The following is a 24,101-nucleotide window of genomic DNA, read 5'->3' on the forward strand; positions in this document are numbered from 1 at the left end:
GCTTATTCGGCAGGTTCTTCCGGGTAAAAAAAAATATGCTTTTCCGCCATTTTCCCTTCCTCGTTGAGTTCCTTAAGGGACCAGTTATCAGTTTTGGTGGTTTCCAGCCACAGATCACCGGATTTACGCATTATCTGCACATTAAGGCCAAATTCATGGCGAAAGTCATGTTCCAGGTCTACCGCAGTACGGTTTGGGCTGATATCTATCCAGCCGAAACTGTGCACCATCCGGATATCCTCTATCGGTGTTGCAGACGGGATCTTTTCCCAGGCCGGGGACGCCTCGCCTGCTTCATGCGGCTGCCAGTAGAACTCCAGTTTCAGGTAGGGAAATGCCTCCTTAAAATCGTTCTGGATATTGTTGATTGTAGCGTCTTCGCTTATATAGATCTGCATGGTAATAGATTTTATGATACAAGTTTAAACCCATGCTATTTGGCCGGAAATGAGGGGAATCAGTCAACCGGATGACTGTTATCATGTTAGATAACCTTTGATTTTAGGATATTAGCAGGTAAATACGAGAATTATGCCGGAAGAACAGGTCACCAGTAAACCAGGTAAAGCGGAACATAGCCGTTTTCCCGGCAATGAGGAAAAATATTTTCTAGAAGGCCCACGGTCTCGTGCTAGGGAGCTGCTTTTCTCACTACGGGTGTTATGGGAGTTCGTCCGTGGTTTCAGGGTTTTACATTTTGTAGGGCCCTGCATCGCGGTTTTCGGGTCTGCTAGGGTGAAACCCGGAAGCAAATATTATGAACAGGCCAGGGAAATGGGCGCCGGCATTGCAAAATTAGGGTTTACCGTTATGACAGGCGGCGGGCCGGGGATCATGGAAGCATCAAACCGGGGGGCCAGGGAAGCTAGCGGGCGCTCTGTAGGCTGTAATATTATACTGCCTAAAGAACAGGTTCACAACAAATTTCTTGACCGGTGTTTCAATAGCAGGTATTTCTTTATCCGAAAAGTGCTCATGTTCAAATATTCATACGGTTTTGTGATCATGCCGGGTGGCATCGGAACGATGGATGAGTTCTTTGAGGCGCTAACGCTGATACAAACACATAAAATACATGATTTCCCGGTTGTGCTGATGAATAAGAGCTACTGGGAGCCGGTGATGCCCCTGTTTCATAAAATGCTGGACGAGTATATGATTGACCCGCAAGATCTGAAATATATGTTATTTACAGATTCAACCGAGGACGCATTGGAACATATTAGTAAATTTGCCGTAGAAAAGTACCGAGCCAAACGTAGAGTTATCTTCAAAAAGAACCCCTTGTTAGGGGAATAATGTGGACAAAAAAGCTGATCACCAAAAATTGTTGAATGGATTCGTCTATTAATGATCTGGATATTCATTTCCCGTTGTCTATGTTTGCGGCAATTATGGAAAGGGGTGGCGGCTTAGTGGCCGTAAGGGAGAAAGATAGCGGCAGGTTGCTATATATTAGCGAAGCAGGCATGAAAATGTTCGGCAGCACGGATCTGTCCACCCTCGAAGAACTGTTGCAAAAGAACAATCTTGACGGCTGCGACCTTTCCCCAGTAGATGGCGTTTCCGGCAGCCATCCTATGCGCGAAGAACGCGAATGGTCCAACAGTACCGGCCAACGTCAACATGGCATATATGAAAGAATACTATTTAAGCATGCCGGTAAAGAATACTGCTTTTGCCGTTTGACAAATACCAGCGCAGACAGCTACTATCAAAAAGAGATAGAAAAGGAGCTACAGCGCTTTGGGGCATTATTCGATTATGCCAGTATTGGCATATTGGTAACAAATAAACAGGGAGAGATCATTATGATCAATGACTTTGCGCTGGAACAATTTGGGTACCAGCGTAAGGAACTCCTGGGACTTACCGTGGAACAATTGCTGCCCCATGAACTCCGTAACAGGCATATAACCCATCGTGAACGTTATGCCGCCCACCCCCAAAGCCGCCCTATGGGTATTGGTCTCGACCTGTTTGCCATCCGTAGAGACGGTACCGAATTTCCTGTAGAGATCAGCCTGAGCCATTACCAAAATGAAGAAGGAAACTTTGTCATTGCCTATATTAACAACATCACAGCCAGAAAGCAAGCTGAAGCCAAGATAGAACGGCTCAATAATGAGCTTGAACAAATGGTGGAAGAACGGACGCAGCAGCTCAGGGAAGCCATGGAGATGCTGGAAAGGTCCAAAGAAGATCTTACCATGGCCCTTGGTAAGGAAAAAGAGCTCAGTGAGTTAAAATCACGTTTTGTTTCACTGGCATCCCATGAATTCCGCACCCCGCTCAGCACTATTTTGTCCTCTTCTTACCTGGTTAAACAATATAGCAAAGAGGTCGATCAGGATAAGCGAGACAAACATCTGCAGCGGATCGTTATTTGTGCGAAGTTGCTTACCGACATCTTGGATGAATTCCTTTCGGTAGGCAAAATAGAGGAAGGAAAGATACAGGTGCGGCACGTCAATATTAAAGTAAATGATTTCTTCCAGAATGTCATACAGGAAATGCAAGGGATTACAAAGGAAGGACAACAGGTTGATTATCTGCATGAAGGGCCACCGTATGTAGCATTGGACCCCTCATTGCTCAAGCATATCGCAATGAACCTGTTGAGCAATGCCATAAAGTTTTCGGCTAATAACGCTTCTATCCTGGTACGTACACACCTGGATGAAAGTGAATTCAAACTGAAGGTAGCGGATCAGGGAATAGGAATGTCACGCGAAGATCAGCAGCATTTATTTGAGCGTTTCTACCGTGGATCTAATACCAGTAATATCCAAGGAACAGGTCTAGGCTTACATATTGTCAGTAAATACTGCGAACTGATGAACGGCAGTATTTCCTGTGACAGTGAGCTAAATAAGGGTACTACTTTTACCATCATCTTTCAACTAAACGCTAATTCTTCAATCAATAAGGCATGAAAACGATCCTGCTAATAGAAGACAATGCATTTATCCGGGAAAACACGTCGGAAATTCTCGATTTAGCCGGATATAAAGTTCTATCGGCGGAAAATGGAAAAGTCGGCGTTGAACTTGCTTTGGAGCACGTTCCGGACCTGGTGATCTGTGATATCATGATGCCGGTATTGGATGGGTTCGGTGTACTGCACATGCTGCAGCGTAATAAGGAAATGAAGGATATCCCATTTATATTCCTCACTGCCAAAACAGAACGAAGTGAATACCGGAGAGGAATGGAGATGGGCGCAGACGACTATATCATGAAACCTTTTGAAGCTACGGAGCTGTTGCACGCCATAGAAAGCCGGCTGAAAAAAGCCGCCCTCAGAAGAGAGGAGTTCACGCCTAACTTACAGGGTCTGAGCAACTTAATGGAAGCTGCTACCGGCAAGGCATCGATCAAAGCATTAGCAGAAGGGCGAGACATTGAGAAGTATAAAAAACGACAAACTATTTACACCGAAGGGAATCATCCCATCAACCTTTTTTACATACAAAAAGGGAAAGTGAGAATCTTTAAAAGGAATGACGACGGCAAAGAATTTGCCGTTGACCTTTATAATACCGGGGACTTTTTCGGATATGTTCCCATGCTGGAAGGAACCATATATAAAGACACCGCGGAAGCCATGGAAGAAAGCGAGATCGCACTCATACCCCGTGAGGACTTCGAGGAGCTGATGAGTAGCCAGATAGACGTAGCGGCACAATTTATCCGCATGCTGGCCCGGAACGTGACCAGTAAGGAACAGCAGCTATTAGGCCTGGCTTATAACTCCCTGCGCAGGAAGGTGGCTGAAGCATTATTATCTCTCTGCCGGAAATACAACGAACAAAAAGTAGAACCCTTTGCCATTGACATCAGCCGTGATAACCTGGCCACCATTGCAGGTACCGCCACTGAATCGCTGATCCGCACCCTTGGTGACTTCAGAGAGGAAAAGCTAATTGATATCCGTGAAGGATCAATTGTTGTCCTGAATGAAAAGAAATTAGCCAATATGCTGTATTAGATGCTGCTATTTATTATGGGCGATGAACAAAGGCATTATTATTTTCTCCATCAGCTCATCCGCCATGCTGGGACGGAACCAGCGGGAAACCATTCCTCTCCTGTAGGCGCCCAGTACGGCTAATGTGCCAACCGGTTGTTGTTGCAGATAAGTGGCAATCTCATCTTCGGGCCGGCCCTGGGTAATTTTATACAAAGCCTTCGGAAAATGCCGTTTCATAAATTCCTTCATCAGCCGCTTATCAGCCAGGTGTCTCCCTTCCCCTTGCTCATTAACTGACAGGACCTCTGTTTGCAGCTCCTGCAGGCAGGGCATCAGATAACTAAACATTTTTATCGCATATACAGATGAGGGCTCACCGTCGTATAACAATACCAATCTTCGGATCTCCTCGTATTTTTGAGGAACTAACAACACAGGGCATTGTACATCGATCAGCAAGTCCCGAATGAACCTGGTAGGAGGTTTAGCGTCGTCTGTTACGAGCGTTTCATCCATGTCAATGATTAGCAGATCCGCATAGATGCTTTCATGCAGGACGTCCTGGATGGCGATGCTACGATCGTGATGTATGCTGTAGTTAAGCCCTGCGTCCTGGCAGGTTTGTTCAAAATGCCTGGCAGATATTTCGCGTATCTTCTCATCTTTGGCTTCCAGCTCCCTGATCTCGGCGTCAGTGGCACCGGCTTTCAGTAATTTGTACATACTGAAGCTGTTATAGGTAAAATCGTCCAGGAAAAGCCCTACCAGGTGGGACGGTTGTTGTTTGGCCACTGCTATTGCATATTGCAATGTGCTCGCTGAGAACCTCAAGCCGTCAAAAACAGCAACTATCTTTTTCATTGCACTCATTTTTGCCAAAGATACATGTGTAAAAAGGCAGAAACTAGAATAACGGTTAGTGAAAAAAATGACCGAGATCATTTGCCGGTTATAAAAGCTGTAATAATATTGGGTCTTCACTTTATATATCCTAAAAACATGAAACTCATCAGACAGCTATTATTCCTATGCGGCATTTTATCCTCCGTGCTGTATATCAGCGCGGATATTATTTCTGCCGGGCGCTGGAAAGGTTACAGCGTCTCATCACAGACCATCAGCGAGCTAATGGCATTAGACGCCGTATCACGGCCGATAGCCGTACCCCTTTATATTTTTTATGATACACTGGTAATTGCTTTTGGATCAGGCATACTTATTTTAATCCCCAAAAAGCGACCGCGCTTCGCCGGCGGGTTGATAATTGGCATTGGGATCACCGGCCTTATTACAACATTATTTTTTCCAATGCATCTGCGGGGAGATTTACCAACAATTAGTGATTCCATGCACATCGTCCTTACCGGCATTACTACTGTTCTGATTTTGCTTACAATAGGTTTTGGTTCCACCGTAAATGGAAAAGGCTTCAGGTACTACTCGATCTTAACAGCATTGATACTGCTAGTATTTGGAATATTAGCCGGAATGGATGGTAAAAAGCTTGCGGACCAGCAACCAACGCCTTGGCTCGGAATTACGGAACGGATTACTATCGGTGCTTACCTGGTATGGATGGCTGTATTGTCTGTTATACTATTGCGCAATTCATCCCCGGTTACCTCATACCGTACAAGATCTCTGGAGAAAGCTAAATAAACATAGTTCCCTATAAAATTCAATAGCCTTAGTTACTTTCAAAATTATTCACTATGCCGTCAACAATGCTGGCCATGATTTTAACGGAGCCTGGCACTCCTTTGGTTCTCAAAGAAGTACCGGTGCCTGTCAGCAAGCCAGGACAGGTACTGATCAAGGTAATTGCCTGTGGCGTTTGTCGAACTGATCTGCATATTTTTGATGGTGAACTTCACAACCCAACTACCGTTGATCCTTGGGCATGAAATTATCGGAACAGTGGTTTCCGGGGGAAATCATCTTGTACCAGGCACCATAGTGGGCATTCCCTGGTTAGGTTATACTTGCGGAAAGTGTAAGTATTGTCAGGCTGGGAAAGAAAACCTTTATTCAAAGGCCGGTTCTACCGGTTATACTATAAATGGAGGTCACGCGCCTTATACAGTTGCATGGGAAGATTATTGCTTCCCGCTTCCCAGCCCTTACTCTAACGAGTCAGGCGCTCCACTCCTTTGTGCGGGGCTGATTGGTTACCGCGCTTACAGGGTGATTGACGCTCGTGCAGTGAATATAGGTATATACGGATTTGGTGCAGCAGCTCATATTATAGGTCAGATAGCCGTACACCAACACAAGTGCATCTACGCTTTTACCCGTCCCAATGATGTTCTGGCTCAAAGCTTGTCAAAAGATACCGGCGCGACCTGGACCGGCGGCTCCGATGTGAATCCGCCAATAAAGCCTGACGCAGCCGTGATATTTGCCCCCGACGGCCGTCTAGTTAAAAAAGTGTTAGGCGATGTTGATAAAGGAGGAAAGGTCATTTTCGGAGGCATCCATATGAGCGACATACCATCGATTCCATACCAGCTACTGTGGGAAGAGCGCAGCCCGAAATCCGTAGCTAACCTTACACGTGAAGACGCAGATCTGCTATTCAATATCGCATTGACAGTTCCCGTCAGAACAACCACACAGCTATTTGAGCTCCATCAGGCCAATGAGGCACTCGAAAAGCTCAGAAACGACCAGATAACAGGAGCCGCAGTTCTTGTAATGTCGCCTCACCTCGAATGTGGGCTGTATCGAATATGGCTGTAAACTTATAGTTTTTGCAAATCGTCCGCGAGAGGTTTTCCCTATGGTGGGGATGAGAAATGCTAATAATGGAGAAGTTAATAACGATGAATAGATCGATATATCTGCAAAGCAATAGCGTAAGCTTCAGGAGGCGATCCACCCTCCATCGACCGGCATCGCATGTCCGGTTACAAAAGACGCAGCATCGGAGCATAGCCAAACAACCGCTTCCGCCACTTCTGCCGGTTCTCCGAACCGGCCTACCGGTTCCATATCGATGAATTGCTGTTCCGCCACTTTATCTTTTCCGGTGATCCTATCGACCATAGCTGTCCTTATCACTCCCGGGCATACAGCGTTAACTCGTACTCCCAGTTTCGCGTTCTCCAGTGCAGACGCCTTCGTCAAACCTATCACCGCATGCTTGCTGGCTACATAGGCCGGGAGGCCTGCAAATCCAATTAGACCGGCAACAGATGCACAATTAACAATAGCCCCTTTCCCTTGTTTAAGCATATGAGGCAGCTCATGTTTCATGCACAACCACACACCTGTCAGATTAATAGCAATTGTCCTCTCCCAGTTTTCTTGAGTGCATTCCTGTGTTAGAGCTGATACACCCTCGATGCCCGCATTATTAAAGGCAAAATCCAACCGACCAAAGGCAGAAAAGGCCTTATCGATCATTTCTGTTATATCTGCTGCCTTCGAAACATCGCATTTCACAAACAAGGCTTCTCCTCCTGCCGCTTCGATCTGCTTTAGAGTGGCCTGTTCATTGTCTTCGACCCAGTCAGCTATGACCACCTTTGCACCTCTCCGGGCGAAGGCCACGGCTGTTGCCTGGCCGATTCCAAAACTGCCGCCGGTTACAATAGCAACTTTATTTTCAAAAATCTTTTCCATACCAATTTTTTAATTAATGAATGTCCCGCGTTCCAGGTGCGTTCAATACTACTATTGTATTCTTTTTTATTAATTAAATATGAGCCGCTATGCGGTGACCCTAATGCTTCAGCACCTTTTTTGAACTAATTTCGCTGCTTGCTATGTATTAAATGATGACAGCGGTCAGTCAGTGGAATGATTATCGGCGAGATATCCTTCTCCGTCCTTACTCCTATAGTCTTATAGGCTACTGACCTAATTACCTACTCTGTACTTAAAAATCTGAAAAACCTCTACATCAATATTTCGCATGTAATATTCAATCCCGCTAACAGTGGTATCCAAGGCACTATAGGCAATTTTGTACTCATGACTGTTTGGGCAAACTTGGAATTGGAGTTTTTACTTAGCAATTTATTGGTGCTTTCAGGAACTACGGTAAGAAATAATTTTGCGAACTCGCCTGCCAGTTAGGGACGTCTATTTCTTGCGCCGGTCTTCGGTTTCCTGCATACCATCGATAAAACGCTTACGCAGCTGATCAATATATTGGCTCATATTGCTTCGGTAATACATCTCCTGCTTTGCCCTCCAGATGTTGTCCAGCTTCACGCCATAGATGGCACTGAATGCGGCGGCCAGTTGTTTGATCTCCGCCTTGCCTTTATTAAAGCTGCCATCATAGAAATGCGCATAGACCATTTCTTTTAAGGCCATGGGTGATTGTGTCCATTGGAGCCCGAAGTCCTGGAAAGTTGTCTGCTTAGCCCTACCGCTTAACAGATTTAGGCAGTCGTTCAGCTGCTGCTGCAGCATTCCGTGCGCAAGGATACGCGACAGCGTAAAGGAAGCGGTGGTGCAAAACCGCCGGTCGAGGGCAAAGGAAAAGGCTTCACGTATGGTAAAGGGATCATCCCGTTCCCTAAGAAAATAATTTTCGTCTAAGAAAGTCGCCCCCTTGCGGACGTATTCATAGAAATCTTTATGTGTGACAAAAAAGCGTGAGATCCTTCCAAGCCAGCTTTGGTAGTATTGCTTTTGAGTAACAGTCGTGCCTTCCGGTTTTTGCCGCTCTATTTTCTCCAACAATATAGCGTAGATCAGCTCGGCCTGGAAAGCAGGTAGCTGGTTCTTAAAAAAATGGATCTCTTTTGCCGGGTCGATGAAATTATGCTGTTGTAGTTGCTCCTTAAGCTTCTGTAACGAGCCCTGCAAAACATTTATAGTACCCTCAATGAGTTCAAGATCATTTGTAGTGCTTTGTTCAAGCAGTAAGAGCGCCTTATCTTGACTACGGCGCAGTTCAGCAATAAAAGATTCCATAATTTCAATCTTTATTTGGTTTTGGTCACCACCGCAGCAACCTGCATAGCTAGGTGCACCTTGAAGGTTAGGACTTGGTTTGGCCTTTAGCAGGCAAAGTAGATGTTCGCACTTGAGAGTCCTTGAAATTCATCTTTATTTTCAAAATTATCGCAGGTGGTAGCATGTGAGCAAATTACAAGGCCTAAAATAAGTGTGAAATGGCTAAAATCCAGTTTATGTCGCAAATGTCTTGCGAAATGCTGGTTCAGCTTAGAATACTGAATAGTATGCTCTTAAAAAAAGTGGACTTCCTCCTTCATTTTTTTAAAGCTGTATTGTGTCAAGGACACATGGATAGCAGAAATGGAGGCTGTTAGCATGTTGATGGCGCCCTCAATGTCTGCGGTTTCAGTTTCGGTTCTTTCTTCCAGCTCATTGAGCCTCTGCTGTTGCTCGGGGCGCAGATTGGCGATAACTTTTCCATAATCGTGTGTTTTTTTTCGAGCGTATCGAGAAAATAATGGGTCAATATTAATTTGAAAGTATTATCAAAACAATGTGGTACGTTCATTACAGTATTTGAAACAATATGACAGTCACGTAATTCTTACTGTAAATATGCATGCAATACAAATTTCCTATTTATTGGGTACTGAAGTCAATAAGGAATTCTTCCGATTTTAATTAGTGGAAATACTAATCAATCTTCGCAAACGACCAATAGTATTTGCCAATGTAAATCTATAATCATCTTATATTGTTCCATGTTTATAACATTAAAGTATTTTTGTTCAATAAAAACACCTTTTTATATCTAAATTCCACCCGTTCATTCAGCTACTTATTGTAGTTTGAATAATATTCAATAAATTGTAATTGTATTTTTGATAACACAATTATCTCATACTTAAAACCCTAGACAGATATGATAACCCGTTCAAAAAACTCTCAAAAGAAGCTTAAGTTGGAAAAAAAAATAATCATTAAGCTTTCGACTGCAATTCCATATAAGATGCCCACTCAGGAGGTCCCAACCAAATCATGCAGAACGTGCGCATCATTAATTGACAATACCTGCGGAACTTACGGCTGCTAGATTCTATCGACGCCTCGGTACTTTTAAAACAGTTCACTTGCTATGATCTTTCGTTTGAAATATTACTTCCTTCCTTTAGCGATAACTTTCACAATAGCAACTGCTTCGGGTCAAGATTGTAATTGTAACGTCAACCTCGACAGCCTAATTTATAGCATAGAGAGAAATTATGTTGGATTTGAAAATAAGCTGGAACACGATAGTGGAGTGGCATATAGACTTTTTAGGGATAGTCTGAGAGCAAAATCCCCACGTAATAAAGGCTTTGAATGCTATTCATTACTAAGGGCCTACGTTAATTACTTTAAAGACCCACATCTAACACTTTTTATAGTCGGTTCTGGTATACCAAATCATTTAAAGGATAGCTTACGCAAAATGTTTATAAACTTCCCAAAACAAGAACTAGATACAAACCAATTACAGCTATACTTTACTACCAATAAGATTGACAAAATTGAAGGAATATGGAAAGCAAAAAATGCAAACTATACAGTTGCCATTCTAAAATCTAAAAAGTCAAATAATAAATACGTAGGAACAATCCTAAAAGGAGACAGTGTTACTTGGTTCCCAGGGCAACTAAAAATGGAGATCGAAAAGTTAAATCCAAATAACTACCGAATTCTATTTTACAGAAGCGACCACTTCCCAAGAACGGTTGTACCATTATTTTCAAGAAATTCCATGAACTTAGGCAGCAACGGAAATTGGGAAAGAATCTTTCCTGAGAATTTAAAGTATGATGAAGACGTTACCCCTATTGTTGGATTCAAAAAGATAAATAAAGAAGTAAACTTAATATATATACGAGATTCATGGATAGAAGCGAAGAGAAGCCTTGACAGTATTGTCAATACAAATTTGAATAAAATAACTGGATCTAACTTTTTAATAATTGATTTGAGGAATAATGGTGGTGGTCATATAATGACATACGACACATTATTACCGTTTCTCTGTACTGGCCCAATATTGCAAGATGGTTTTATTGTTAAGTCTTCCGAAGACAATTTACAGATGTATAAAGACGGACTGAAATCTTCCAGAGTATTCTAAGGAGGATGTTGATGCATTCAAGAAGATCATATCAAAAATGGAAACTAACCCCGGCAGGATGGTGAAAATATCTTCCGTTGATACAATCAAATGCAGGCAGGTGCTTAAACAGCCCAAGACGGTGGCTATTCTTGTTAATGAAGGTACTGGAAGCGCTTCAGAGCTCTTTTTGTTATTGGCAAAACAAAGTAAAAAGGTAACAATCTTTGGAAATAACACAAAAGGCGCTTTGGATAATACCGAAATTGGTGACCCAAGAAATCTACCTTGTCCGTTTATAAAATATTATTGTCCCATGGGAACGAGTGAATTTAAAATATATCCTAGAATCGACAACATCGGGATTGCACCGGATATCTATATAAAGAATGAAAATGGAAATTGGATAAATTTTGTTTTGAATCATTGGAAAGTCCAAGGTAATGAATAAGCATGCTATGAATAATTTAAGTAGCAGAAGACAAATTAAGATAGTATCTATTCACGTAGCAATCTGGGTTGTTTATGCAATGTTTAACTACCTGATTAACTACATACAGTATCTGGGCGATACTTATATTGAAGATATTTTAACCAAGTTTTTCATCGCAGCTTTCATTTTCTATTCAAACGTTATTTTCGCTCTCCCACTATTCTATAAGAAACGTCGGTATGTTCTTTTTGGAATAAGCTTACTTATACTTTTATGGCTATCTTTCTTCCTAAAGGAAGCCATTTTTTACTGCTTTGAGTTGTGGCTCGACTACCCACCTAGTCCGTATTCTATGTCACAGTCATTTATCATGAATACTTGGTGGTGGTTTCAGTACACGTTATTTGCTTTTGGCTTCTGGTTCGCCAAAGAGCTAATTATGAAGGAAAGGGAGAAGGCACTATTAGAAAAAGAGAAACTTCAAGCAGAATACAGCTATTTGAAGGCGCAGGTGAATCCTCATTTCGTAATAAACGTGTTAAATTTCTTTTATTCTCATTCTTTAGAGGTATCGCAGGTCTTATCTGACGGCATTTTATATCTCGCAAATTTTCTAAGATACTCTATTACAAATATTGAGGATGAATCTGGAAAAATACCCCTACAAAGCGAAATAGACCAAATACAAAACTTTATTAATATAAATCAACTTAGATTTTCAAATAACTTGAACGTTACTTTTGAGAAATCCGGCAGGTTATCAGGAATTAAAGTTATTCCATTTGTATTCATAACATTGATTGAGAACGCATTCAAGCATGGAAGGTTGATAGAGAATGATGAGCCGATAATTATAAAACTCGCGCATGATCAGAAAAGCAATAGCCTATATTTTTTGGTACGAAACCGGAAAGAGGCTAAAAATAATTTTGATAAGAGTGATGGAATAGGATTAAGTAACATTAAGAATCGTTTGAGCCTCGCATATGGCAAAGGATATCACTTAGAAATTAAAGAAGATACTTTTTTTTTCACTGTTAATCTCAGTATAAAATTATAGCCATGATCAGATGTTTAATTATTGACGATGAGAAGGCAGCCATTGAGGTGATAAAGCATCATGTCAATAAAACACCTTTCTTAGAGTTGGTCGGTTGTTTGAACAATGCTATTGAAGGAATAAAAATGGTTAATGACTATAAAGTTGATCTAGTATTCCTGGATATACGAATGCCAAAAATGAATGGCTTGGAGTTTGCAAAGAGCGTGAATGGCAGAACAAGAATAATTTTGACTAGTGCCCATAGTCAATATGCTTATGAAGGATTTGAGTTGGATGTGATAGATTATTTACTAAAGCCCGTAGAGTACTCAAGGTTTGTGAAGGCAGTTAATAAAGCGAACGATATTTTAAATCTGACAAATATTAAGAGAATGGGTGATACTGACAAAGACGGATATATATATGTAAGATCTGATGGCCAAGTTGTCAGGATAGCATTTCCAGAAATTGAGTATATAGAAAGCTTCAAACAGTATGTAGAGATCCATTATTGCAAAAGTAGTGCTATCGTATTGAGTAGCTTGAAGGAACTAGAAGAAATTTTGCCAACACCCAAATTTCTACGAGTTCATAGATCGTTTATCATTTCAACAGATAAAATTAAAGCAATTGTTGACAACCAGGTGATTTTGCGTGATTTAGACCTGGCTATTCCCATTGGTGATGCATATAGAGAAGAATTTCTAGCTATTATCAGACCCAGATCATTATAGACTGTATCAAACTAAAAGCGCGTGCTGGACTATTAAAGCCTAAAGATGCTTGTTATAAGTTTTAATAAAAATGTGATCTATGGAAGCCAAACAATTATTCAATCAGATATCGGAGTACCTTATTTCAGTCTTGAACAAATTTCCAGAACATAAAATAGTTGTACTACCTGTTATGATTGATGTCCATAGTTTAGAGCCATTGCACCCGAGGACCAAAGTAATGCAGGCGGATATCAGTAATAAATTAGCGCCGATCGCAATTAAGCTTACCAGGGAGAATGACAGAAGTGATTATGAACAGTTTATGGAGAGATGCCTGCAGTTTGGCCTTACCTCGAGGGAGACAGAAATTGCATGGTTAATGTGTAAAGGTTCTGGTTATAAAGAAATTGCCGGAAATCTTTTTATTTCCGTTAAAACAGTCGGAAAACATGCTGAGAATATTTTCCGGAAGGCTCAAGTAAAAAGCGTAATTGAACTGGTAAACAAGTTATTTATGTGATGAATCAAAGAAAAAGCAGCTTCATCATTGTATTAATCGGATTTAAATAAGATTAAAACGATTTAAACTCCAATTTCGATATAAGCGAGATGAAAAACTGAACAGATACACACTCCGCATATGTTCGAGAAGGTTCTGCACGAAATAGGCCACAGGTACTATGGATGCTCACGAGTATTTTATGCAGGAATATATCTCAGACGAGTACTTCTTAGAAGTGACCCTCTACTTCCATGGACCGCCTCTTCATAACTCTGTTCTAGTTGAAATTTCGAGGTATCAATAACTTTCTTTTATATAATCATCCATTATAAACACTTTTGCAATGTAGATTCAGCCGGACCCGTGAGTGCTATCCCCTACCGCTTTTTCGAGGCTGCCATCATATTAACCTGCGCTCCCACGGGATCCTGATCTATAATTAGTCATGAATTCGGTCGTACATTTTGCAATGTGATTTCGCAGCCCGGTCCCCTCCAACTTAAATGATTCAGCCATTAATGTAACCGCCTTAATATCTGTCCGTTGAATTCCGCCGCTTTCCTTTATAACCCGCAACGTAGCTATTCGGCGCTCGTATTCATCCTTAAGGATCCCTACTTCGATTATTAACTTATCAAGGGGGTCAAGTTCCATTCTCCGAAAATTTAAATACGGAAAAACAGGGCTGAATCAGCTTAACCAATCCGCAATGAAACTCGCAGGTTTCCCATAGTAACATTCTGTAACCCAGAAGCTTCAGGAATTCAATCTATTGTCGGATGTTAATTTGCTCGCGGACTGCCAGGCAGTTGTTGCAGTCCTTAACCACTGGATCGGCTGCAATTTCTAGCCCAGCGATCAACAGAAAAGCTTCCTGGCTATAGCTCCTGCGCTCGTTCGTTTTAACTGGTGGGAAGTTATCGCTGAGGCCCACAAAGGGCACCGGCAGGTCATTATGGCTGCACTACCAGCATATGAGCCGTCGGAGAACCAGGCAATCATCATTAACATTTTTGGGGTCTTAAAATGGCGCCTTTCACTTAGTGGGGTAAACCCGATCACAGGTGACCTACAGGTAAATATCAACGATGATGCTGTAGATTAATAGATGAGCTGAAAACAGAAGCCCACACAGCCACTGTGGGCTTTCTTAAGCATTACTTTTGATGCGGGCCTAATCCAGCCTTCAGCACGGAGTTGATCAGCGAGGTAGGTTCCACCCCAAGGGCAATCGCAATTTCAAATAAGGTCGGCAGGTCGGGTTGTTTTTCGTTGCGGCACCAGTTGGAAATAGCGCTAGGCGTTTTCCCTAGTTTGGCTGCCAGCTCTTTATTGGACACGTTTTCCTCCGCCAGCACCGCTTTGATACGGTTATAGGCGGGCTTCTTGGAAACGTCTTTTTTACTGCCTTTGGGGACACTGCGGTCGCTTCGCTTATTATCATTTCCTGCCAGATGTTTCATGATAGATTCGTATAGTCGCATAAAGATAATGCCTGGCAGAAAAATGCTTTTATCAGGTTTATTTACCTTTATGTATATAAAAATAATCTCTTAGAGCATTTTTTATGTTCATAAGGTAATTTTATGAATGTTTTATTATTTTTGAGACAGAAAGAATATTTTAATTACTGCTGCGTAATATAAAAGCTACTTACGGAGCATTATGGTAAGGATATTGGTATAACAATCAGCATCGTGCCAGTTAGAAAATATATATTGCAACTTCTAAGATATTGAAGCTGCTTCTTATAGTCTCGTCTCGCGGAACGTAGGAAATTCTAAGAGGGACACGTAGACAATAGGGAGTTGGCTCACGCTATGGCGTGGGCCCTTCCTTGTCGTGTCCTTGGGCTTCCTACGGCCTCGCGGGCGGCAGGTTGGGTTCTGCGCCTTTTTCTTTTATTCTCCATCTCTGGCACTCCCCACCGCCTTTTATATCGAAATAAACATGTATGCAGTCCCATTGAAGTTCCAACATGGCTTTTGCTTTTGGACGGGATGGCCCTGCTATGTTCACTATGAACCAAAACATACCGAAATGGATAACCAGACCAAAATTCCCTTTGAATTAATGTCATTCCCTCAGTGGCACAAAAAACCCTTCAGGTTAAATAAATACGAAATGATATTCCCTACAAGCGTCGTAGAGCAATATTTTCAAACCTTTGATTTAACCGAGGTAAGGGATCATTTTCAGGACCTTCTCGCTGATGCGCTGGAAGCCGATGAACCGGAAGCCGGCAAATCACCTGTTTTTCCAGCAACGGACAGAAAAACTGGTAGAAGCTATTTATTGGATAAATGTACAGGGCCATTTGCGCTTCAGCGAAGAACAGCAAAATAAGATCCAGTCTTTCATAGCCGCTTACCTAGAAGAAATGACCAAGTCCAGCTTGGTCTTAGCAGAACTGATAGCAAAACTTCGGAATTGCAAAGAGTTAGAGGAAAGTAACCTCACACCTGAAACAGGACAATTATTAACGAAACTAGAGCTAATGGCCTGCCAGATGTGTGCTGACCAGCGCAATATGGCAGCAACGGTGAAGCCAGATGAAAACCACCACCCTGATCCCAATTGCCACGTTAAGAGCTTTGAGACCGTCCCTTTTATTAAAGAACGCACTGAGTTCTTCCAATCATTTGATAGCACCTATAAAAAGGGTTTCCAACTGACTATTGACGAGCAACTGCCGCACACTATTACAGCGGACCAATTAACACTGGAAATGCTACTGGATCAACTCTTATTTACGGCGTTCAGCTTTTGCCCGCCACAGACTAAGTTGGAACTGACCTGTCAGACTTTAACAGATGCTATAAGTTTTACTATTTGTTTTTCTAAACAGATACTGGCCACAGGTATTAAGGAACATTTCGGACGTTATGAGTTATTTGGCAACAGTGCGATAGCCGGAGCATACCTGTATGAAAGCGGCGTAGAGGCCCGTGACCTTGGTGGATCATTGCAATGTTGGAGCGCAGGAGGAAAGACCTATTTCCAGTTGAAGCTTCCTATTCAGGAGTAAGGCAAAGTGGCATAATGTAGCCCGGACGTTGAGTCTTCAATGTCTGGTTTATTTACGCTATTTCAGCATCAGTAGATTTAGTCACAGTAACGTAAGTGCAGGTAATATTTGAAAAATGTAGCATGCCAGATTACTCACTATAACATGCCTCCTTTTTAGAGAACCAACAACAACTTAGTATCGAATTATAAACCTCAAATCAACGACTATGGCAAATAAAAACGAAATTCCCATGCACCTAAAGGGGCGTCCTGACTGGCAGCAAAAGCCATTTCGCATGAATAAGTATGAATTAGCTTTTCCATTAACGGTTATCGAACGGTACCGTAAAATTTACAGCCTTCCTGAACTACGCGATCTATTTAAGGAACTGGTTTGGGATGCGGCCAATAGTGAAGTCGCCAGTGAAAACGACAACCTGGCCTTCCAGGAAGAGACGGAAAAGGTTCTGGAAGCTCTCTACTGGATGTATGAGCAGGGAGCTTTAGGGCCCGCACCGGAATTTGAAAAGAAGCGTAACGAGTTCTTGAAAATGTTTTATGAACAAATAGGCAAAAAAATGTGCGAGGTATCAACTTTGTTGGATTGCCTGCAAAAGCAAAAGGAAACGGAAAATAATGTCTTAAGCCCTGAATTAGTATCTGCTTTAGTGAAGTGCAAAGTACTCGGTTGGCAGGTAGGTAATGCCTATAAGAATTTGGGATTCATGGTAGGGCATGATAACGTTTTTACCGATAACAAAATATCGGATCGCGGTACAATCCTTACCACCGATTTTATCAAAAGTTGTACGGAACCGTTTTATGACTTTGCTGTTGCAGTCAATAAAGGCTTGGACATCCACATTCAGCCTACAAACCCGGAGACCGTGATCGTAGACATCGCCAAGCTGCGGTCGATAATCACTAATCTTTTACACACGGCTTTTTATTACTGTCCACCTGGCGATAAAGTGTCCCTAAAGTCCGTAGCACTATTTAGAGGCATAGAGATCACGATCGGCATAGAGGCGCAAATCCTGGATTTTTGCAAACAAGAATATTTCCCTCCTTATGGACTTTTTTGTCAAAGTGCTATCACAGGTACATTGTTGTCCGTAACAAAAATCCTGGCAGAATCGATGGGTGGACAAATGTATGCGATGTATCAGAATGGCCAAACCAAGTTTATAGCTACGGTTCATTTTGAAACGCACTGCTAACTTATGTCGGTTGATGCATTTTGGGTTTTCATATATAGCTACCAAACCCGACCCTTGATTCTTCTTGGGCCCGGCCCTTTAACAGAAAGCAGAGCAGCAAATGGAGTCCTGGTCTTTGAATCTTTCTTAGACCGGTTCTACTTAGCAAGCTACGCAACAAAAACGAGCACTATAGAAAATATCGTATTTGAAATGGACGAGCAGAAAAAGCTTTACAGCAAATATTATTTAATCAATTACAAAATTCAAAACCATGAAAAAGCTAACAAAAAACAATTTTAACGTACAAAACCTGGAAGGCAGTGCAGTTAATGTCGAGAACCCGGCGGAAGTGGGGCCAGATATTGAACAGCAAAACAAAAGAACTGTCCATGTGCAAAGGCTGGCAGAACAAGGTATTGTACCAATACCAGCTACCATAAATAACGTAAACACCCTAGCCGACATTCACATCCGTTTCATGGATTTGGCCAGTAAGCTTCGAGAGAAAATTTGCGAAGAATGTGCATGGAGCCTGCCAACTTATTATCGTAAGTTGAAGGTGGCAGAACGGCTCATCAGTAATGCTGAGCACGATAAGATAAAAAGCGTTCAAAAGCAATGCATCCAAGAGCTTATGGTTGCTGCAGGTTTGCAGGTTACAGATTTGCCTGGAGCGGCTGCATGAGATGCACTGCGTCAATTCGGGGATGCCGGCGTCAAGTGGCGCCGGCTTTTTATTGGGCTATCAACGTTTTGCTTTCTGCGCCTTCAAATAAGCAATAATATCTAACCTAAGCGTGCCTTTACCTTTAATAGCCTCCTAATCTGGTCGTGCGAAAGACCAGAAAACTGCTTGTGCATGTATTCCACTTCACTGGGATCGTTTGTTTCTCTGACACTTCAAACACCCGGTACTGTGTATTTATCCGGCCCTGATGGCAATGGAGCTGGACAAATCCAAAAGGAAGAACTGAAATTTCCGGTATTTTTAATAACCAGCCCATCTGAGGTAGCAAACGTTTTAGGACTTACCCTTGATATACTCTACCAGGCAGCTGGAAGCGAGCAATGTCCCGAAACACTAAAGCAAACAGTTAAGAAACATTTTCCCACCACAGATATGTCTTGATCCATGAAATCAATAAAAACCCAAGCAGACGAAAATAATCTAACGGAAGCTATTTCCAAAGAAATAGTATCGACAACTGTGGATACAGGTACTGATTATGCCGAGATGGTTCTGGATGACTTCTTGGATGATGGGATCCTATAGGAGATACCCATTGTAAAAACACTTTACTCAGTTGGTAAAATTGGCAAACGGATTGAAGAACGCCACTTTATAAAGAAACTGCTGGTGTTTTTAAAAGAGCTTCATACAGGGATGGACGACGGTGATAAAGTAAATGATTTTATGTACCGGTTTGATACAGATAGAAAATACAGAAACAAAGTAACCGAGCACATTACCATCTGGCTTCCATTTAAATGAAAGTAACAGTATGAGCCTTTGCTTTCACAATACATGATATCGTCCACGTTTATAATCTGAATGGCATCGATATGGCGTAATACAATCCTGCTTTTTTTTTGTAGTACTGGTGGGGAAAAGGTGTTCTGATGTACCTCGAGGATTTTCCGCAGTTGTTGCTCCTGTAGTCGGTTTCGGGTGACTCATTCCAACGCCTCGAAAAACTCAGTCTTTACGATAAATTTGTACGGACATCGAAGCCGCTACCATCCGCCAATTTGATGTCCAGGAAAACTACGTCTGGACGAGTGAGGCCAATTAAGCGAACCGCTTCTTTAACTGTGCTGCAATTTCCTTCTACTTGAAAATTGTCAGTTGACTGGAGGTATGTTTCAATTACGTCACATACTCTCAGATCATCATCAATAATTAGGGCGCGTGTCATTGACATGCGCTAGCAAACAGTTGCGTTAACAGTGGAAATCGAATTTAGTTTAAATGACTGAATATTATTTACTTAGCGAATAATCCATTACTGCTTCTAATTTTATATGGCATGATGTATACTGCATTTCTACAACGTTCGGTTGTCAAGTATTACCTGGGTCGTCATATTTTATATACTGCTTAAGGTTGCTTATCACTTTTCTTTTCGACGATTAGTAAATGAGCAAGCTGCGGATCATTCTTAATCCGCCCTATCTCCGAATCCCTTAGCTCTTCTATGTCACGAATTACCTGAAGATAGTTTTCCTGTATTTCCTCTGGGCTTATATCAGGATAGGGAATCTGCCGGTAGGAGGCCTGTTCTGCATTGATCGCTACCGGATCATTGAGAATATAGGAATGAAAAGCTTTGTTCTTTATGGGCTGGTCAGGATTATCGGCGACGACGCCAGCGAACTCTCCGGAGGAAAAACGGGATATTTTGGAGGCCGGCACCGCAAAGTCCAATTGCGTGTTACGGCTGTGGCTGGCATCATGACGGTTTACGGAAGTGCTCTCCCTGGTTTGGACGATTTTGCCGATAGCTTCTGAGGCGGCTTTGGCAGTATCGCCCATGCTTTGACCAACGATAAGGTTCCCGGCCAGGTTAAAGATAACATCTGCCTGCTCACGACCATAGGACTTCCGTAATTGGTTCAAATTTTGCAGTGCGAGATACACAAAGATTTTATACCCCCTGCTATACCCAAGAAAATTCTCAATGCCATTGGCGAAAATCGATGCGAATTCATCGGCAATGATTGCACACGGGTTCATATCTTTTTTGGGAAGAATGCGGAATAGGCGGTTGAGGTAAAGGGAAATAACGGCGCCATAGATTTGTGTTTTTTCTGGGTTGTTTGCCAGCACTACCATTTTCGGATCATTGGGGTTATTAATATCGAGGCTGAAATCACTGCCCGTAAGCACGTAATATAGCAGCGGTGAAGATAACCTGGCCAAGGCAATTTTTGCTGAAGCGACCTGTCCCTCCAGTTGCTCCATAGCGCGGTTCTGGTAGGCGGAAATAAAAGGGTTTAACAATGGCACTGCCTCACTTACGGTAGAGACAATTGGGAAAAGGTCTTTGTAGTCCAACATCATGAGCTCGATAGCATGGGGTATAGTACAGAATTTTCCGCCCTGGTATTTTTTGAGATACCATAGTATCGCCGTAAAGAAGTTTATTGGTGACTCAACAAAGAAATCACCTGTTTTTTTGATCCACTCCATGTTAAGACCTAATAGCATGGTGCGCGCGCTTTCCGCTGCGTCGGTGATGTCCAGCATTGTGCTTGGTTCAATAGGGTTACACCGGTGAACAGGCTTATCAAAGTTGATCACATAAAATTTAGGTGGAACTCGGTGCTCGTCCTTTACCCTCAACCAGGAATTGTAGGCAATAAGGGCGAGGTCAGGGTATTTGAAATCGTATATTAAAAGAGAGGTAAATTTACGTCTCTCTATTTTTTGCTTTAGAATTTCCCTAACGAGAAAAAAGGTCTTTCCTGCACCCGGACTGCCCAGGATCATGACCATCCTGGCGCCATTAATGATATTGATCCACATCTGGCGCCATTTGCCTTTGTACCGGTATCGTGCAGGAATATTTACACTATATGCATTTTCCAGCAACCTCTCTTCCTGTGGAAAGGTTTCATTTTCTTCATTGAAGACATCATCGTGCAGTTTCTGTTTGAGGATCCGTGATAGTAACGATCCGCCACTAACCATAAACAAATAGCCGGCAGCAGTCATTGCCATATAAGCACCGGCCATAATGGTGACTTTACCGGGAATGATAAGGAAGCAATGGCTTAAAAAGTACAATGTAAGACCGGTAATAAGGTAGGCCAATGCCGTTTTATAACTAATCTTTTCGTCCTTTTTGCCCTTTATCCCTGCAAGGAACACAACGAGTAATAAGAGAGAAGACGCCTTTGTAATAAGGGGATGATTAAAGATGGGAAATCTAGCAATATTTAAGATAAGATTGTCCACTATACTTGCTGTCAGCTCCCACTGCTTTAAGGCAGCATGACAATCTTTATAAAAATGGATCAAGAGCAAAGCAATGCTCAGCAGTCGGGTGACGTCAATAACCGACCGCAGCCCCTGTTCGTTTTCGCCGGTAGCCATAAATTATAGGTTATAGATGTAGTGTTAAATGCGTCTTCTCTTTTTCTTCTTGGGCGGCTTTTGCAGCACTGGCCCTTCGGTGGAAGCTGGTGCTTTTAGAAATTCTTCTATGAAGTTTTGAAGCTGTTGATGGCTACTATCAGGTGGTGATACGGGACGTGTACCTCGTGATGCCATGCTATCATCTGCCGTATCACCTTTACGCAAATACAATTGCTTTTCAGTTTCCAGTTCTTGTGATAGCCTGCGGGTCATTCCATTAACAGAGAAGTAAGCGTTCCACTTTCTGTCTAAAGGCAGGTAAACTTTATCTGGTACCCTATAGTGGCCTATATAAAATTGATGGTTTTCGTCGCTTGTTTCCTGTACGGTGATGCGAAGGCCTTTTCTATACAAAGCGGCTAGTATGGCAGGAAAACCTTTTGCATAATCCAGCTGTTTTAAGGTTTCAGTCACATAACGGTCGTTCCAGTTTTTGTCAATTAATTTATCCTTGGGTTCCGTTGCCAGGCGCTGGAGCAGCCGGGACGCGCTATATTCTTTTCCCAGGTCACTCCCGTTAAAAACTACCTTATCCTGGTGGTCGATGAACGTAATCCCATAGGCTCTACCTGCTTCGTTTTGACGAAATACCACCGAGATGTTTTCTTCCCTGCAGGGCTGACGAAAGCTGTTCCGGGTTTAGGATCCCCCCGGTTCGAACAATTGCATCTATCAGCTTCCTAATGTTTTCTCTGTAGAACTTTTTCTGTTCCCGGTTCTTTTCAAAACGTTTCTGAAGTTCCTTTAGGGTTGGCTGGTTGTATATCTGGCTTGCCTTAATGGGGACCCCGATTTTTCGTCCCTGTTCATCTAATAAGAAGTATTGCAGGCCGCCTTTCTGTTGCATCCTTGTCCCTTCAGTGCCGGAGTCGGCTACTACATTGTATTGTTTGAGTATAGCATTGAGTTCGGCAAGGGAAGCATATTTGTACGTGGGAATTACGGTTGTGAGTACATTTGAAATGCTGGCTTTTGTTTCAGATTTGCCATACAAAACCGTATTAGCTTCAACAGGTTTTAGATACATCTCCTGTTCGCTATTTCTTCCCTCAGCTGGTATGAGCCCGAATTCCTGCTCGATCTCCTTGCGTGCCGGCTCGCTGACATCCTGCCCAATATTATGAAGGGAGATCCGCTGTCCACCATCTTTGATATTAGTAGTGACCAGGTGAGCGTGAGGGTGGGCTGCGTCAAAATGTTTATATAAAAGAAAGGGCTGACCTGCAAAACCAATCTTGTTCAGATAAGTAATGGCAATACATCGCAGCGTGTCATCGTCCAGGTTTTCCGTGGGATCGAAGTTCAGAGAGATATGCACCGTATTGGTTCTACACCGGGAATTCTGGGAAGTTAGCACCTGAAACCGGGCGGCTTTTTGTACCAGTGAAAGGTTGTCGGAAGGAAAATTATAGGCAAGGATCTTCTCCGCCTTTCCCTTAGATACTTTCTGTTCATTATAGCGTATGGCGCCTTTAATGCTTTTGCCGGTGACTATTCTTGCAACCATCTTTCAGCTAGCTTTGAAATTATTGTGAGTAACTGATCCACCTTTCGCCCTACCACCTGGTACTGGTCGGCAATGCTAGAAGCATACCGAAGCCTCTGCCTCGGATCAGGGTCCGTGTTAAAATATCTGGTTACCTGATTGATGTTAACGCCTATGGCATTAAGCTCTGAACGCAGTGCAGATAGTTGTTCCATGACCTTATCCAGTGAGGTGTCATACGTCACGATTTTTATATTTCGGTAATAAAGAATATCACGGATCAGGTCGCTCATTCTTTTACTTTTTGTCTTTGATGCAAGCTCTTTGAGCTCTTTATATTTTACTTCGTCCACGCGGGTTTCTATCAGATGAGGAAGCTTGTTTTTACTGCTCATGGTTGACGAAAATGATCGGTTAAAGACCTGCCATAAATGCCGAGTTCCGAGGTATCGATAAACTCCTGCCGACTCCGGAGGCAGGGGCAAGAGGCGTTTGTATACAAACGTACATCTTGCTCCTAACCCGCGTTAGACCACTCCTAACAGGAGCCTTGCA

Annotated in this window: 24 protein-coding genes and 1 pseudogene; 15 read left to right on the forward strand and 10 right to left on the reverse strand. The window is 42.5% G+C overall.

The features are described 5' to 3' along the window. Window positions 1–2 precede the first annotated feature (2 nt). Entirely contained in the window at window positions 3–398 is a 396-nt protein-coding gene (locus tag ACR9Y8_RS03850) for a hypothetical protein (RefSeq protein ID WP_481211913.1), read from the reverse strand. A 133-nt stretch (window positions 399–531) separates the two neighbouring features. Between ACR9Y8_RS03850 and ACR9Y8_RS03855 the strand changes: the two genes are divergently transcribed. The 3 genes from ACR9Y8_RS03855 to ACR9Y8_RS03865 are packed head-to-tail and all read left to right on the forward strand — an operon-like array spanning window position 532 to window position 3,991. Continuing rightward, window positions 532–1,299 (forward strand): LOG family protein, encoded by a 768-nt coding sequence (locus ACR9Y8_RS03855; RefSeq protein ID WP_481211914.1) that lies wholly within the window; start codon window positions 532–534, stop codon window positions 1,297–1,299. 35 nt (window positions 1,300–1,334) lie between these two features. After that, the gene (locus ACR9Y8_RS03860) at window positions 1,335–2,936 is read left to right on the forward strand and encodes a sensor histidine kinase (protein WP_481211915.1); all 1,602 of its coding nucleotides are present in this window, start codon (window positions 1,335–1,337) and stop codon (window positions 2,934–2,936) included. Then, window positions 2,933–3,991 carry a response regulator gene (locus ACR9Y8_RS03865; protein WP_481211916.1) on the forward strand — a complete coding sequence of 353 codons (1,059 nt, stop codon included), beginning with the start codon at window positions 2,933–2,935 and terminating at the stop codon, window positions 3,989–3,991. The genes ACR9Y8_RS03860 and ACR9Y8_RS03865 overlap by 4 nt, the downstream gene beginning before the upstream one ends. A gap of 6 nt (window positions 3,992–3,997) precedes the next feature. Here ACR9Y8_RS03865 and ACR9Y8_RS03870 read toward each other — a convergent pair whose 3' ends face one another. Continuing rightward, entirely contained in the window at window positions 3,998–4,834 is an 837-nt protein-coding gene (locus tag ACR9Y8_RS03870; protein WP_481211917.1) for a universal stress protein, read from the reverse strand. Between the two features lie 138 nt (window positions 4,835–4,972). On the opposite strand from ACR9Y8_RS03870, the gene ACR9Y8_RS03875 reads away from it, so the two are divergent. Next, window positions 4,973–5,632, forward strand: coding sequence for a DUF998 domain-containing protein (locus tag ACR9Y8_RS03875; protein WP_481211918.1), 660 nt, complete (start codon window positions 4,973–4,975; stop codon window positions 5,630–5,632). Window positions 5,633–5,706: 74 nt separating this feature from the next. Then, window positions 5,707–6,712, forward strand: a pseudogene (locus ACR9Y8_RS03880) (alcohol dehydrogenase catalytic domain-containing protein). A gap of 123 nt (window positions 6,713–6,835) precedes the next feature. Here the strand turns inward: ACR9Y8_RS03880 and ACR9Y8_RS03885 are convergent. Together ACR9Y8_RS03885 and ACR9Y8_RS03890 are read right to left on the reverse strand one after the other, a co-directional pair. Beyond that, the gene (locus tag ACR9Y8_RS03885) at window positions 6,836–7,597 is read right to left on the reverse strand and encodes an SDR family oxidoreductase (RefSeq protein ID WP_481211919.1); all 762 of its coding nucleotides are present in this window, start codon (window positions 7,595–7,597) and stop codon (window positions 6,836–6,838) included. A 462-nt stretch (window positions 7,598–8,059) separates the two neighbouring features. Further along, the gene (locus tag ACR9Y8_RS03890) at window positions 8,060–8,902 is read right to left on the reverse strand and encodes an RteC domain-containing protein (protein WP_481211920.1); all 843 of its coding nucleotides are present in this window, start codon (window positions 8,900–8,902) and stop codon (window positions 8,060–8,062) included. A gap of 1,120 nt (window positions 8,903–10,022) precedes the next feature. On the opposite strand from ACR9Y8_RS03890, the gene ACR9Y8_RS03895 reads away from it, so the two are divergent. The 5 genes from ACR9Y8_RS03895 (at window position 10,023) to ACR9Y8_RS03915 (ending at window position 13,729) form a co-directional block, all read left to right on the forward strand. Continuing rightward, window positions 10,023–11,039 carry a hypothetical protein gene (locus tag ACR9Y8_RS03895; RefSeq protein ID WP_481211921.1) on the forward strand — a complete coding sequence of 339 codons (1,017 nt, stop codon included), beginning with the start codon at window positions 10,023–10,025 and terminating at the stop codon, window positions 11,037–11,039. A gap of 37 nt (window positions 11,040–11,076) precedes the next feature. Continuing rightward, window positions 11,077–11,469: a S41 family peptidase gene (locus ACR9Y8_RS03900; protein ID WP_481211922.1), complete on the forward strand. Its 393-nt coding sequence runs from the start codon at window positions 11,077–11,079 to the stop codon at window positions 11,467–11,469. Further along, entirely contained in the window at window positions 11,462–12,511 is a 1,050-nt protein-coding gene (locus tag ACR9Y8_RS03905) for a sensor histidine kinase (protein ID WP_481211923.1), read from the forward strand. Before ACR9Y8_RS03900 ends, ACR9Y8_RS03905 begins: the two co-directional genes overlap by 8 nt. A gap of 2 nt (window positions 12,512–12,513) precedes the next feature. Beyond that, a complete protein-coding gene (locus ACR9Y8_RS03910) occupies window positions 12,514–13,227 on the forward strand; it encodes a LytR/AlgR family response regulator transcription factor (RefSeq protein ID WP_481211924.1) in 714 nt (237 codons plus the stop codon). Between the two features lie 79 nt (window positions 13,228–13,306). Then, window positions 13,307–13,729, forward strand: a complete 423-nt coding sequence (locus tag ACR9Y8_RS03915) for a helix-turn-helix transcriptional regulator (protein WP_481211925.1) — start codon at window positions 13,307–13,309, stop codon at window positions 13,727–13,729. Between the two features lie 1,139 nt (window positions 13,730–14,868). On the opposite strand, the gene ACR9Y8_RS03920 is transcribed toward ACR9Y8_RS03915, so the two are convergent. Then, window positions 14,869–15,174 (reverse strand): helix-turn-helix transcriptional regulator, encoded by a 306-nt coding sequence (locus ACR9Y8_RS03920; protein ID WP_481211926.1) that lies wholly within the window; start codon window positions 15,172–15,174, stop codon window positions 14,869–14,871. Between the two features lie 577 nt (window positions 15,175–15,751). Here ACR9Y8_RS03920 and ACR9Y8_RS03925 point away from each other — a divergent pair. The 5 genes from ACR9Y8_RS03925 (at window position 15,752) to ACR9Y8_RS03945 (ending at window position 19,051) form a co-directional block, all read left to right on the forward strand. Next, complete coding sequence (locus tag ACR9Y8_RS03925; RefSeq protein ID WP_481211927.1) at window positions 15,752–16,057, forward strand: hypothetical protein; 306 nt, start codon at window positions 15,752–15,754, stop codon at window positions 16,055–16,057. Further along, on the forward strand, window positions 16,029–16,739 hold the full coding sequence (locus ACR9Y8_RS03930) for a hypothetical protein (RefSeq protein ID WP_481211928.1): 711 nt from the start codon (window positions 16,029–16,031) through the stop codon (window positions 16,737–16,739). The genes ACR9Y8_RS03925 and ACR9Y8_RS03930 overlap by 29 nt, the downstream gene beginning before the upstream one ends. 208 nt (window positions 16,740–16,947) lie before the next feature. Beyond that, window positions 16,948–17,940, forward strand: a complete 993-nt coding sequence (locus tag ACR9Y8_RS03935; RefSeq protein ID WP_481211929.1) for a histidine kinase — start codon at window positions 16,948–16,950, stop codon at window positions 17,938–17,940. Between the two features lie 253 nt (window positions 17,941–18,193). Further along, a complete protein-coding gene (locus ACR9Y8_RS03940; RefSeq protein WP_481211930.1) occupies window positions 18,194–18,607 on the forward strand; it encodes a hypothetical protein in 414 nt (137 codons plus the stop codon). 174 nt (window positions 18,608–18,781) lie between these two features. Continuing rightward, window positions 18,782–19,051, forward strand: a complete 270-nt coding sequence (locus ACR9Y8_RS03945; protein WP_481211931.1) for a hypothetical protein — start codon at window positions 18,782–18,784, stop codon at window positions 19,049–19,051. Between the two features lie 574 nt (window positions 19,052–19,625). Here the strand turns inward: ACR9Y8_RS03945 and ACR9Y8_RS03950 are convergent. The 5 genes from ACR9Y8_RS03950 to ACR9Y8_RS03970 form a co-directional block, all read right to left on the reverse strand. After that, window positions 19,626–19,844 (reverse strand): LytR/AlgR family response regulator transcription factor, encoded by a 219-nt coding sequence (locus tag ACR9Y8_RS03950; RefSeq protein WP_481211932.1) that lies wholly within the window; start codon window positions 19,842–19,844, stop codon window positions 19,626–19,628. A 176-nt stretch (window positions 19,845–20,020) separates the two neighbouring features. After that, window positions 20,021–22,018 (reverse strand): conjugal transfer protein MobC, encoded by a 1,998-nt coding sequence (gene mobC, locus ACR9Y8_RS03955; protein WP_481211933.1) that lies wholly within the window; start codon window positions 22,016–22,018, stop codon window positions 20,021–20,023. A 24-nt stretch (window positions 22,019–22,042) separates the two neighbouring features. Next, window positions 22,043–22,654 carry a hypothetical protein gene (locus ACR9Y8_RS03960; protein ID WP_481211934.1) on the reverse strand — a complete coding sequence of 204 codons (612 nt, stop codon included), beginning with the start codon at window positions 22,652–22,654 and terminating at the stop codon, window positions 22,043–22,045. Beyond that, the gene (locus ACR9Y8_RS03965; RefSeq protein ID WP_481211935.1) at window positions 22,626–23,567 is read right to left on the reverse strand and encodes a relaxase/mobilization nuclease domain-containing protein; all 942 of its coding nucleotides are present in this window, start codon (window positions 23,565–23,567) and stop codon (window positions 22,626–22,628) included. Before ACR9Y8_RS03965 ends, ACR9Y8_RS03960 begins: the two co-directional genes overlap by 29 nt. Then, entirely contained in the window at window positions 23,552–23,941 is a 390-nt protein-coding gene (locus tag ACR9Y8_RS03970) for a plasmid mobilization protein (RefSeq protein ID WP_481211936.1), read from the reverse strand. Before ACR9Y8_RS03970 ends, ACR9Y8_RS03965 begins: the two co-directional genes overlap by 16 nt. Window positions 23,942–24,101 lie beyond the last annotated feature (160 nt).

Source organism: Chitinophaga sp. SVR4-12A (assembly GCF_056754765.1).